Origin of the sequence: Methylobacterium pseudosasicola, assembly GCF_900114535.1 — a bacterium.
Lineage (GTDB): Bacteria > Pseudomonadota > Alphaproteobacteria > Rhizobiales > Beijerinckiaceae > Methylobacterium > Methylobacterium pseudosasicola.
The window spans coordinates 39,859-51,234 of the sequence record NZ_FOTK01000012.1; the positions used below are offsets into that span (position 1 = coordinate 39,859).

An 11,376-nucleotide genomic window follows, 5' to 3' on the forward strand; every position below is an offset into this window, starting at 1 on the left:
CGCTGACAACCGATGATAACACGGGAGGCGCGTCATGGAGTCGGGCCGGCGGATCGAACGGGCGCTGGATCGCGCCGTGGCCTATGCCGAGGCGCCGGGCGCGCCGCCCCTCCTGGCCGAGGCCCTGCGTTACGCTGTCTTCCCCGGCGGACACCGCATCCGCCCGCGCCTGTGCCTCTCCGTGGCCCGCGCCTGCGGCGACGACGACCCCTGCGGGTCCGAGGCTGCAGCCGCCGCCATCGAGCTGCTGCACTGCGCCTCCCTAGTCCACGACGACCTGCCCTGCTTCGACGACGCCCCCCTGCGCCGGCAGAAACCCACCGTGCACATCGCCTTCGGTGAGCCGATCGCGGTGCTGACCGGAGATGCTCTGATCGTCCTCGCCTTCGAGACCCTGGCCCGCGCCGCCGGCTCGTATCCGGTGCGGCTCGGCCGCCTGGTCAGCCTGCTCGGGCGCGCCGCTGGCTCGCCCAGCGGCATCGCCGCCGGTCAGGCCTGGGAATCCGAAGAGCATATCAGCCTGAGCGACTACCAGCAGGCCAAGACCGGCGCCCTGTTCGCCGCCGCCACCGTGATGGGGGCAGCAGCCGCGGGCTCCGATCCGGAACCCTGGCGGCGTCTCGGCGAGTGCCTGGGCGAGGCGTACCAAGTGGCCGACGACCTGCGCGACGTCGCCTGCCGCCAGGAGGAAATCGGCAAGCCTGCCGGCCGGGACGCTACCCTCGGGCGCCCCAACGCCGCCGCCCTGCTCGGTACCGACGGCGCCCTGGAGCGCCTGGGCCGGCTCACCCGCGAGGCAGTGGCGGCGATCCCGGCCTGCCCGGGCATCGCCGAGCTGAAAGCCGAGATCGAGGTGCAGGCGCGGCTGTTCCTGCCCGCGAGCCTGCGCGCGGTGGCGGCCTGACCGCCGGCTCGGTGCCCGGCCCCGGACCGGCCTTGGCCGCGCCGGGTTCCCTGCGCGATCGCTGGCTCGGCTGGCGCAACCGCTTGGTGGCGAGCCCGCGCTTCCAGCGCTGGGCGGCGGGATTCCCGCTGACGCGGCGCATCGCCCGGAAGAACACGCGAGCGCTGTTCGATCTCTGCGCCGGCTTCGTCTACGCGCAGGTGCTGACGGCCTGCGTCCGGCTCGACCTATTCCGGATCCTGACTGACGGGCCGCTGACGCTCGACGCGCTGGCGCGCCGTCTCGATCTGCCAGTGGAGAACACGCGCTGCCTGCTGCGCGCCGCCGCTTCCCTGGACCTCGTCCGGGCGTTGCCCGGCGAGCGCTTCGGCCTCGCCGATCTCGGCGCCGCGCTCACCGGCAATCCCGGCATCGCCGCGATGGTCGAGCACCACGCGCTGCTCTACGCAGATCTCGCCGATCCGGTGACGCTCCTGCGGGGATCCGCGGGGCCGACCCGGCTCGCGCGCTACTGGCCCTACGCGGCCGGCGAGACCGCCGATGCCGCGTCGGTCGCCCCCTATGGCGGCTTGATGGGCGCCTCGCAGGCGCTGATCGCCGACGACGTGCTCGATGCCTGCGACCTGTCCCGGAGCCGGCACCTGATGGATGTCGGCGGCGGCGAGGGCGCGTTCCTAGAGGCGGTCGCGGCCCGGCACGCCGCCCTGCGCCTGACGCTGTTCGACCTGCCCGCCGTCGCCGATCGCGCCCGGGATCGGCTCGCGCAGAGAGGCCTGCCCGACCGCATCGCCTGCCGGGGCGGCAGCTTCCACGACGGCCTGCCGGTGGGCGCCGACACGATCACGCTGATCCGCATCGTCCACGACCACGACGACGGCCCGGCGCTGGCCCTGCTCCGGGCCGCGCACGCGGCGCTTCCCCCCGGCGGGACCCTGATCCTGGCCGAGCCGATGGCCGGTACGCCGGACGCCGAGCCGGTCGGCGACGCGTATTTCGGCTTCTACCTCCTCGCCATGGGCTCGGGCCGGCCACGCCGCGCCGAGGAGCTGCACGCCCTGCTTCGCGAAGCCGGATTCACTGCATCCAGAGAGCGATCGACGCGCCGACCGCTTCTGACCCGCCTGATCGTGGCTCAGAAAGAGGCACATTAGTGTAAGAATGACTTGACGAAGCAATGTGTCTATCTAGGATGACACATAGCGGCTCCGCATCGCAGAGAGTCGCGAGAACATCGGGCGGAACATTCCAGTCATGGACGCGCTCGCCGTCATCCTCAAACGTCCGGAGCACTTGGCGCTTAGTCGCCTGCCCCTGACACCGGCCGGCGAGGCAGATGCGCTCGTGGCGATCTCCTGGAGCGGGATCAGCACGGGTACCGAGCGCCTCCTCTGGTCCGGCCGCATGCCGCCATTTCCCGGGATGGGCTACCCGCTGGTGCCCGGCTACGAGTCGGTCGGCACGGTGGTCGAAGCCGGCGCCGACGCGCCGGTCCGGGTTGGCCAAACGGTATTCGTCCCCGGCGCCCGCTGCTTCGGTACCGTCCGCGGCCTGTTCGGCGGTGCCGCCTCGCATCTTGTCGCGCCGGCCGTCCGCCTCGTGCCGGTGGATGCTGCCCTCGGCGACAAGGCTTGCCTGATCGCGTTGGCAGCCACCGCCTACAGGGCGCTCGGTGGCCTCCGCCCCGGTGCGACCCCGCTAATCGTTGGACATGGCGTGCTCGGCCGGCTCCTGGCCCGCCTGACCCTGGCGGCTGGCGCAGAGCCGACCGTCTGGGAATTGGACCCCACCCGCCGCGCGGGCACTTCCGGCTACACGGTCCTGGCGCCCGACGACGATCCCCGGCGCGACTACGCGGTGATCACCGATGTCAGTGGCGATGCCTCCGGCCTCGACGGGCTGATCGCCCGCCTGGCGCCCGGCGGCGAGATCGTGCTCGCCGGCTTCTACGAGGCGCCCCTGTCCTTCGCCTTCCCGCCGGCCTTCATGCGGGAAGCCCGGATCCGGATCTCGGCCGAGTTCCGCCCCGAGGATCTCGCCGCCGTCACGGCGCTGATCGACGGCGGCCGGCTCTCCCTCGACGGGCTGATCACCCATCGCGTCCCGGTGGCACAGGCCCAGGACGCCTACCGGACTGCCTTCGCCGATCCCGCCTGCCTGAAGATGATCCTCGACTGGAGGGACGCCGCGTGAACGTTCAGCTCAACAAGGCCACTCTCGACCAGGCCACCCAGCTCCGCGCCGAGGCGGCGATCGCGCCGAATGCGGTCCCGACCGCCCCGGTGAAGAAAGAGACGCAGATCATCGCGATCTACGGCAAGGGCGGCATCGGCAAGTCGTTCACCCTGGCCAATCTAAGCTACATGATGGCCCAGCAGGGCAAGAAGGTCCTGCTGATCGGCTGCGACCCGAAGAGCGACACCACCTCGCTGCTGTTCGGCGGCAAGGCCTGCCCGACCATCATCGAGACCTCGACCACGAAGAAGCTCGCCGGGGAGCCGGTGGCGATCGGCGATGTCTGCTTCAAGCGCGACGGCGTCTACGCCATGGAGCTCGGCGGACCCGAGGTCGGGCGCGGCTGCGGCGGTCGGGGCATCATCCACGGCTTCGAGCTGCTGGAAAAGCTCGGCTTTCATGAGTGGGGCTTCGATTTCGTCCTGCTCGACTTCCTGGGCGACGTGGTCTGCGGCGGCTTCGGCCTGCCGATCGCCCGGGACATGTGCCAGAAGGTCATCGTCGTCGGCTCGAACGACCTGCAATCGCTCTACGTCGCCAACAACGTCTGCTCGGCGGTGGAGTATTTCCGCAAGCTCGGCGGCAATGTCGGCGTCGGCGGACTGGTGATCAACAAGGACGATGGCACCGGCGAGGCGCAGGCCTTCGCGGAAGCCGCCGGCATCCCGGTCCTGGCCTCGATCCCGGCCGACGACGACATCCGCCGCAAGAGCGCGAATTACGAGATCATCGGCCGGCCGGAGAGCCGTTGGGGCAGCCTGTTCTCGGAGCTGGCCGCCAATGTCGCGGAGGCCGCGCCGCACCGGCCGACGCCGCTGACGCAGGACGGTCTGCTCGGCCTGTTCTCCAGCGAGACGACCGGCCGCGACGTGGTGCTGGTTCCGGCCACCCACGAGGACATGTGCGGCGTCGCCCACGTGACCAAGCCGTCCCTCGAAGTCGTCTACGACGAGGACTAGGGCATGGCTGTCTCACTCGACATCGCCGATCTGCGGGCTCGTACCCGCCCAGCCGCCCCGACGGCCGAGGCGATCAACCTCGACGCCACCAAAGGCGACGGGCAGGGCTGCCATTCCGGCAAGGACGCGATGCGGGAAGCCGCCGAAGCGGCCGGGATGTCTGAGACGCTGGAGCAACTGCGAAAAGACTACCCGCAGGGTCCGCACGACCAGCCGCAGAGCATGTGCCCGGCCTTCGGGTCGCTGCGCGTCGGCCTGCGCATGCGCCGGACCGCCACGATCCTCTCAGGGAGCGCCTGCTGCGTCTACGGCCTGACCTTCACGTCGCATTTCTACGGCGCCCGGCGCAGCGTCGGCTACGTGCCGTTCAACTCGGAGACGCTGGTCACCGGCAAGCTGTTCGAGGACATCCGCGAGGCGGTCCACGCCACGGCGAAGCCGGAGGATTACGACGCCGTCGTCGTCATCAATCTCTGCGTGCCGACCGCCTCCGGTGTGCCGCTCCGCCTGCTGCCAAAGGAGATCGACGGCGTCCGGGTGATCGGCATCGACGTGCCGGGCTTCGGGGTGCCGACCCATGCCGAGGCTAAGGACGTACTCGCCGGGGCGATGCTGAAAGTGGCCCGCACCGAGGCCGAGCAGGGGCCGGTGGCGACCCCGCGCGGTGGCCGTTCGGAGCGCCCGAGCGTGGCTCTGCTCGGCGAGGTCTTCCCGGCCGACCCGGTTGTGATCGGCGCGTTGCTGGAGCCGCTGGGCCTAGCGGCAGGGCCGGTGGTACCGACGCGCGAATGGCGCGAGCTCTATGCCGCCCTGGACTGTGCCGCGGTCGCGGCGATCCACCCGTTCTATACCGCGTCCATCCGCGAATTCGAGGCGGCAGGCCGTCCGGTCATCGGCTCCGCCCCCGTGGGCGTCGATGGAACCGCGGATTGGCTCGACCGGATCGGCGAGGCCTGCGGCGTGGCCCGGGCCACCGTCGAAGCAGCGAAGAACCGGCTGCTCCCCGGCATTCGGGGAGCGCTCGCCGCCATGCCGATCAAGGGCCGGATCACGCTGTCGGGCTACGAAGGCTCCGAGCTGCTGGTGGCGCGCCTGCTCATCGAGAGCGGGGCCGAGGTCCCGTATGTCGGTACCGCCTGTCCGCGCACGCCGTGGTCCGAGGCGGACCGCGACTGGCTCGAGGCCCGCGGTACGCAGGTGCAGTACCGCGCCTCGCTGGAGGACGATCTCTACGCGCTGGATTCTCTGAAGCCCGACCTCGCCATCGGCACCACGCCGGTGGTGCAGCGGGCCAAGGAGCGCGGCACGCCCGCCCTGTATTTCACCAACCTGATCTCGGCCCGACCGCTGATGGGTGCAGCCGGGGCCGGCTCCCTGGCGCGGGTGATCAACGGCGCGCTCGCCAACAAGCCCCGCTTCGACGCCATGCGCGATTTCTTCGAGGGCGTCGGCACCGGTCACGCCGCCGGTGTCTGGCAGGACGTGCCGCAGCGGCGCCAAGGTCCGAAGATCGAAGGTCCGAGGAAGCCGATCGGGGAGATGGCGTGATGCTGATCCTCGATCACGACAGGGCCGGGGGCTACTGGGGCGCCGTCTACGTCTTCACGGCGATCAAGGGCCTGCAGGTCGTCATCGACGGCCCGGTCGGCTGCGAGAATCTGCCGGTCACTTCGGTGCTGCACTACACCGACGCGCTGCCGCCGCATGAACTCCCGATCGTGGTCACCGGGCTGGCCGAGGAGGAGCTCGGCCGCCACGGCACCGAGGGCGCGATGAAGCGCGCCCACGCCACCCTCGATCCGGGCCAGCCCAGCGTGGTCGTCACCGGCTCGATCGCCGAGATGATCGGCGGCGGCGTGACGCCGGAGGGCACCGGCCTTCAGCGCTTCCTGCCGCGCACCATCGACGAGGATCAGTGGCAGGCGGCCGACCGCGCCATGCGCTGGCTCTGGCAGGAATACGGGGCGAAAAAGTTCGCCAAGAAAGGCATCCCGGCCCGGCCCGAGAAGAAGCCCGGCGAGAAGCCGCGGGTGAACATCATCGGGCCGGCTTACGGCACCTTCAACATGCCCTCCGACCTCGCCGAGATCCGGCGGCTGGTGGAGGGGATCGGCGCCGAGGTGAACCTCACCTTCCCGCTGGGCTCACACCTTGCGGACGTGCCCAAGCTCGTCAACGCCGACGCCAATATCTGCCTCTACCGGGAATTCGGCCGCCTGCTCTGCGAGGACCTGGAGCGGCCCTACCTGCAGGCCCCGATCGGCGTACTCTCGACCACCAAGTTCCTGCGCTCGCTGGGCGCGATCCTCGGCCTCGACCCGGAGCCGTTCCTCGAGCGCGAGCGCCACACCACGATCAAGCCGGTCTGGGACCTCTGGCGCTCGGTCACCCAGGATTTCTTCGGAACCGCCAGCTTCGGGATCGTCGCCACGGAGACCTACGCCCGCGGCGTTCGCCATTTCCTCGAAGACGAGATGGGCCTGCCCTGCAACTTCGCGTTCAGCCGTTCCGCCGGGCTGAAGCCCGACAACGACGCCGTGCGCAAGGCCGTGGCCGAGAAGCCGCCGCTGGTGCTGTTCGGCTCGTTCAACGAGCGGATGTACCTCGCCGAGTGCGGCGCCCGGGCGACCTACATCCCGGCCTCCTTCCCCGGGGCGATCATCCGGCGGCACACCGGCACGCCGTTCATGGGATTCGCGGGCGCGACCTACCTGGTCCAGGAAGTCTGCAACGCCCTGTTCGACACGCTCTTCCACATCCTGCCGCTCGCCCGCGACATGGACAAGGTCGAGGCCACCCCGGCGCGCCACCATCGCGAGCTGCCCTGGGACGAGGCCGCGCGCGCGGCCCTCGACGATCTGGTCGAGGCGCAGCCGGTTCTGGCCCGCATCTCCGCCGCCAAGCGCCTGCGCGACGCCGCCGAGCGCGCCGCCCGCTCCGCCGAATCCGCCGCCGTGGCCCCCGCCCATGTGGCGCGCGCCCGGGCCGACCTTGCCGGGGGGATCCCCGCATGAACCGCCTTTCCGTTCCCCTGAGAGGAGACCTGACGATGCGTACGATGGTCCCGACCCCGCGCCTGCACCAGGAAGCGCTGCAGTTCCGGCTGATCCTGGCCGTGACCTATCCGTGCTTCCTCGCCGCCGCCGCGTTCAACCGCGTCCGGCCGGCCCGCGCGGTGTCCCGCCCGGGTTTTGCGCCGGCGCGCCGCTCGGTGTTCGGCGAGGCCCGCGCCATGGCGGTTCAGGCGATCCCCTTCGCCTTCATGGGCTGAACGCCCTGTTCGAGACGCTTCCGTCCGGTGACGCGGGGGAAGTCAAGCCGTGACCGCCGCAGGCGCCACGGCGGAACCCGTCGCGCTTCGTCAGGGGCGCGGCCAACACACGGAGGTCTGAACGATGGCCGGTGGACCCGTTGCAACAGAAAGACCGAGCAGCCTGTCCGGGCTGACGGAACCGGAAGCCAAGGAGTTCCACGCGATCTTCCTGACGAGCTTCCTCATCTTCACGGCGATTGCCGTGGTAGCCCACATCCTCGTCTGGTTGTGGCGCCCGTGGCTCCCCGGACCGCAGGGCTACGCCTCGCTCGAAGGCGTCACCGATGCGGTCCGGACCCTCGTCACGATGATCGGCTGAGGAGGATCGGATGCACAAGGTCTGGTTACTGTTCGATCCGCGGCGCACCCTGGTGGCTCTGTTCACCTTCCTCTTCATCCTGGCGCTGCTGATCCACTTCATTCTGCTCTCCACCGACCGGTTCAACTGGCTGGAAGGTCCGCGGCAGAACAAGGCGGCGAGCAACACCATCACGCTCGTCCTGCCCAGCCTGCCGGCCTGATCCAGGTTGGCCGGGACCGCGGCGCGCGAAGGCCGCGGTCCCAAAATCCCAAACAATCTCGGCCGGGCTGAGGAGTGTCCGCCATGGCGATGCTGAGCTTCGAGCGAAAGTACAGGATCCGCGGCGGCACGCTGCTCGGCGGCGACCTGTTCGATTTCTGGGTCGGGCCGTTCTTCGTCGGATTCTTCGGAGTCACCGGCCTGTTTTTCACCGTGCTCGGCACCGCGCTGGTGATCTATGGCGCCGCGATCGGGCCGACCTGGAACGTCTGGCAGATCAACATCGCGCCGCCCGACATCAGCTACGGGCTGAAGCTGGCACCGCTCAAGGAGGGCGGCCTCTGGCAGATCATCACGATGTGCGCGCTGGGCTCGTTCCTGTCCTGGATGATGCGCGAGGTCGAGATCTGCCGGAAGCTCGGCATCGGCTACCACGTGCCGGCGGCCTTCGGCATGGCGATCTTCGCCTATTTTACCCTGGTGGTGATCCGCCCGTTCCTGATGGGCGCTTGGGGCTACGGCTTCCCGTACGGCATCCTGAGCCATCTCGATTGGGTGTCGAACACCGGATACCAATACCTGCACTTCCACTACAATCCGGCACACATGCTGGCCGTGACGTTCTTCTTCACGACCACCTTGGCGCTGGCGATGCACGGCGGCCTGATCCTCGCGGCGACCAACCCGAAGAAGGGTGAGACCGTGAAGACTCCCGAGCACGAGGACACCTTCTTCCGCGACACGATCGGCTACTCGATCGGCACGCTCGGCATCCACCGGCTCGGCCTGTTCCTGGCCCTGTCGGCGGGGTTCTGGAGCGCCGTCTGCATCGTGATCAGCGGGCCGTTCTGGACGCAGGGTTGGCCGCAATGGTGGGGCTGGTGGCTCAACCTGCCGGTGTGGCGCTGAGGGAAGAAGCCGCGCCCGCGAAGAACCGGGCGACGCGAGATCAATGATCCAAGCCGGCGCCGCACGACGCGTGCGGCCGACCGGGGGAGGGCGGGCGATGGCCTATTACCAGAACATCTTCACCCAGGTTCAGGTGCGCCCGCTGGAGCCCGAGAACGGCATCCCGGTGAGCTCGAACGACCGGGTCGGCAAGCCGTTCAACAGCTACCTGTTCGGCCTGCTGGGCAACAGCCAGGTTGGACCGATCTACATCGGTTACATCGCCGCCCTATCGATGGTCTGCGGGCTGATCGCCTTCGAGATCATCGGGCTCAACATGTGGGCCTCGGTGAACTGGGATCCGGTCCAGTTCGCCCGGCAATTGCCCTGGCTCGCCCTGGAGCCGCCCCTGCCGAAATACGGGCTGAAGGTCTTGCCGCCGCTCAACGAGGGCGGCTGGTGGCTGATCGCCGGCTTCTTCCTGACCACGTCGATCCTGCTGTGGTGGGTCCATCTGTATCGACGGGCGCGAGCGCTCGGTCTCGGCACCCACGTGCCGTGGGCCTTCGCGTCGGCGATCTGGCTCTACCTCGTCCTCGGCTTCATCCGGCCGCTGATGATGGGCTCTTGGTCGGAGGCGGTGCCGTTCGGCATCTTCCCGCACCTCGACTGGACCGCGGCGTTTTCGCTCCGCTACGGCAACCTGTTCTACAACCCGTTCCACATGCTCTCGATCACGTTCCTCTACGGATCGACGCTGCTGTTCGCGATGCACGGGGGCACCATCCTGGCCTGCTCCCGCTACGGCGCCGACCGCGAGATCGACCAGATCGTCGATCGCGGCACCGCCACCGAGCGCGCCGCGCTGTTCTGGCGCTGGACCATGGGCTTCAACGCCACGATGGAGTCGATCCACCGCTGGGCCTGGTGGTTCGCGGTGCTGACCACGCTGACCGGCGGCATCGGCATCCTGCTCACCGGCACCGTGGTCGACAATTGGTACCTCTGGGCGGTCAAGCACGGCGTCGCCCCGTCCTATCCACAGGTCTACGGCCCGATCGTCGACCCCGCCCATCTCGCACCCGGCATGAAGCCGTGAGGAGGCCGTCATGAAGACGATTCTTGCGGTGGCCGGCGGGGCTCTGGCCCTGTTCCTCACCATCGCGATGTTCGGGGGCGCGGGCTGGACCCATCCGCCCATGGCGGTCAAGCAGACCGGCTTCCGCGGGACCGGCATGGACCTGATCCGCACCCGGGCCGGCAACGAGGCGCTCAGCGCCGCCAACGTCGCGCCGGCTCCCGCCGACCCGGCCGATGCCGGCGGCGACAAGGCCTCTGCGGTCTACGAGAACGTTCAGGTCTTAGGCGACCTCTCGGCCGAGCAGTTCAACCGGCTGATGGTGTCGATCACCGAGTGGGTGGCGCCCCAGCAGGGCTGCACCTACTGCCACAGCACCGAGAACATGGCCTCCGACGAGCTGTACCAGAAGCGCGTCGCCCGCCGGATGCTGCAGATGACTCAGACGATCAATTCGTCCTGGAAGGAGAACCACGTCCACGAGGCCGGCGTCACCTGCTACACCTGCCACCGCGGCAATCCGGTGCCGGCCAATATCTGGTTCGACCGCCCGATCCAGGGCGGGGGCCGGTTCATCGCGCGCAACAACAGCCAGAACCTGGCTTCCGCCGAGGTCGGCAACACCTCGCTGCCCTACGACGTCTATCAGGCCTTCTACCAGCACAAGGACACGTCCGAGGACGCGGTGCGGGTCAACGGCACCACGGTGCTGCCCGAGACCAAGGGCAAGCCGATCCAGGACGCGGAGAAGACCTTCGCGATCATGATCAGCATGTCGCAATCGCTCGGGGTGAACTGCACCTTCTGCCACAACACCCGGTCGGTGGCGCAGTGGGACACCAGCACGCCCAACCGGGTCCACGCTTGGTACGGCATCCGCATGGTGCGCGACCTGAACCAGGACTTCATGGAGCCGCTCACCTCGACCTTCCCGAGGAACCGGCTTGGGGCGATGGGCGACGTGCCGAAGATCAACTGCGCCACCTGCCACAACGGCGCCAACAAGCCGCTCAACGGCGCCAACGTGATCGGCCCCTATCCGGAGCTATCGCACCCGACCATCGAAGCGAGCCTGCCCACCGGCGAGGCGAAGGATCCGATCCCGGGCACGAATACGCCGGCGCTGAAGCCGTCCAAGCCCTGACACGGAGGCACGAAGCGCCGGATGGGTCCGGCGCTTCGTCATGCGCCAGCCACAGGGAACCGCCATGCGCTACGGACGTCGACCGTCAACGGCCGAGCTCGGCCCCTGGAGGCGCCCGTGACCATCACCATCTCGAACCTGCAGCCGCTGATCGCGATCCTGGCCGGGATCCTGATCCTGATCGTCCCGCGGCTCCTCAACTACATTGTGGCGATCTACCTGATCGTCGTCGGCGTGATCGGTCTCGGGTTGCTGCGCGGCCTGTCATAAGACCGAATCTCAAGGTCGAGTCCTGACAGACTTCGCTGCGCGTCAGCCGCGTGCACACAAGCCCGCAA

13 protein-coding genes are annotated in these 11,376 nt (G+C 69.1%); all 13 read left to right on the forward strand.

Annotated elements, in window-relative coordinates; genetic code table 11:
* Nucleotides 1-34 precede the first annotated feature (34 nt).
* The 13 genes from BM228_RS13550 (at nt 35) to BM228_RS13610 (ending at nt 11,308) form a co-directional block, all read left to right on the forward strand.
* Nucleotides 35-904 carry a polyprenyl synthetase family protein gene (locus BM228_RS13550; protein WP_092041147.1) on the forward strand — a complete coding sequence of 290 codons (870 nt, stop codon included), beginning with the start codon at nt 35-37 and terminating at the stop codon, nt 902-904.
* Between the two features lie 11 nt (nt 905-915).
* Nucleotides 916-2,055 (forward strand): methyltransferase, encoded by a 1,140-nt coding sequence (locus BM228_RS13555; RefSeq protein ID WP_167367727.1) that lies wholly within the window; start codon nt 916-918, stop codon nt 2,053-2,055.
* Nucleotides 2,056-2,155: 100 nt separating this feature from the next.
* Nucleotides 2,156-3,094: a chlorophyll synthesis pathway protein BchC gene (gene bchC / locus BM228_RS13560; protein ID WP_092041153.1), complete on the forward strand. Its 939-nt coding sequence runs from the start codon at nt 2,156-2,158 to the stop codon at nt 3,092-3,094.
* Nucleotides 3,091-4,095, forward strand: a complete 1,005-nt coding sequence (locus tag BM228_RS13565; protein ID WP_092041156.1) for a chlorophyllide a reductase iron protein subunit X — start codon at nt 3,091-3,093, stop codon at nt 4,093-4,095. Before bchC ends, BM228_RS13565 begins: the two co-directional genes overlap by 4 nt.
* Before the next feature lie 3 nt (nt 4,096-4,098).
* On the forward strand, nt 4,099-5,643 hold the full coding sequence (bchY, locus tag BM228_RS13570; RefSeq protein ID WP_092041159.1) for a chlorophyllide a reductase subunit Y: 1,545 nt from the start codon (nt 4,099-4,101) through the stop codon (nt 5,641-5,643).
* Nucleotides 5,643-7,109 (forward strand): chlorophyllide a reductase subunit Z, encoded by a 1,467-nt coding sequence (bchZ, locus tag BM228_RS13575; RefSeq protein WP_092041161.1) that lies wholly within the window; start codon nt 5,643-5,645, stop codon nt 7,107-7,109. Before bchY ends, bchZ begins: the two co-directional genes overlap by 1 nt.
* A 35-nt stretch (nt 7,110-7,144) precedes the next feature.
* Nucleotides 7,145-7,366 (forward strand): hypothetical protein, encoded by a 222-nt coding sequence (locus BM228_RS13580; RefSeq protein ID WP_208612034.1) that lies wholly within the window; start codon nt 7,145-7,147, stop codon nt 7,364-7,366.
* 124 nt (nt 7,367-7,490) lie between these two features.
* Entirely contained in the window at nt 7,491-7,727 is a 237-nt protein-coding gene (gene pufB, locus BM228_RS13585) for a light-harvesting antenna LH1, beta subunit (protein ID WP_092041166.1), read from the forward strand.
* 10 nt (nt 7,728-7,737) lie between these two features.
* Nucleotides 7,738-7,929 (forward strand): light-harvesting antenna LH1, alpha subunit, encoded by a 192-nt coding sequence (gene pufA / locus BM228_RS13590; RefSeq protein WP_092041169.1) that lies wholly within the window; start codon nt 7,738-7,740, stop codon nt 7,927-7,929.
* An 83-nt stretch (nt 7,930-8,012) separates the two neighbouring features.
* A complete protein-coding gene (gene pufL, locus BM228_RS13595) occupies nt 8,013-8,837 on the forward strand; it encodes a photosynthetic reaction center subunit L (RefSeq protein WP_092041172.1) in 825 nt (274 codons plus the stop codon).
* 97 nt (nt 8,838-8,934) lie between these two features.
* On the forward strand, nt 8,935-9,915 hold the full coding sequence (gene pufM, locus BM228_RS13600; protein WP_092041175.1) for a photosynthetic reaction center subunit M: 981 nt from the start codon (nt 8,935-8,937) through the stop codon (nt 9,913-9,915).
* A 10-nt stretch (nt 9,916-9,925) separates the two neighbouring features.
* Nucleotides 9,926-11,038, forward strand: coding sequence for a photosynthetic reaction center cytochrome PufC (gene pufC / locus BM228_RS13605; RefSeq protein WP_092041178.1), 1,113 nt, complete (start codon nt 9,926-9,928; stop codon nt 11,036-11,038).
* A gap of 117 nt (nt 11,039-11,155) precedes the next feature.
* Nucleotides 11,156-11,308, forward strand: a complete 153-nt coding sequence (locus tag BM228_RS13610) for a DUF3096 domain-containing protein (protein ID WP_092041181.1) — start codon at nt 11,156-11,158, stop codon at nt 11,306-11,308.
* Nucleotides 11,309-11,376: the final 68 nt, after the last annotated feature.

Excerpts from the sequence above, each read along its gene's own strand:
- BM228_RS13580 (WP_208612034.1), top strand. The coding sequence starts at position 7,145 with ATGCGTACGATGGTCCCGACCCCGCGCCTGCACCAGGAAGCGCTGCAG.
- pufC (WP_092041178.1), top strand. The coding sequence starts at position 9,926 with ATGAAGACGATTCTTGCGGTGGCCGGCGGGGCTCTGGCCCTGTTCCTC.
- pufB (WP_092041166.1), top strand. The coding sequence starts at position 7,491 with ATGGCCGGTGGACCCGTTGCAACAGAAAGACCGAGCAGCCTGTCCGGG.
- bchZ (WP_092041161.1), top strand. The coding sequence starts at position 5,643 with ATGCTGATCCTCGATCACGACAGGGCCGGGGGCTACTGGGGCGCCGTC.
- bchY (WP_092041159.1), top strand. The coding sequence starts at position 4,099 with ATGGCTGTCTCACTCGACATCGCCGATCTGCGGGCTCGTACCCGCCCA.
- pufA (WP_092041169.1), top strand. The coding sequence starts at position 7,738 with ATGCACAAGGTCTGGTTACTGTTCGATCCGCGGCGCACCCTGGTGGCT.
- pufL (WP_092041172.1), top strand. The coding sequence starts at position 8,013 with ATGGCGATGCTGAGCTTCGAGCGAAAGTACAGGATCCGCGGCGGCACG.
- pufM (WP_092041175.1), top strand. The coding sequence starts at position 8,935 with ATGGCCTATTACCAGAACATCTTCACCCAGGTTCAGGTGCGCCCGCTG.
- BM228_RS13550 (WP_092041147.1), top strand. The coding sequence starts at position 35 with ATGGAGTCGGGCCGGCGGATCGAACGGGCGCTGGATCGCGCCGTGGCC.
- bchC (WP_092041153.1), top strand. The coding sequence starts at position 2,156 with ATGGACGCGCTCGCCGTCATCCTCAAACGTCCGGAGCACTTGGCGCTT.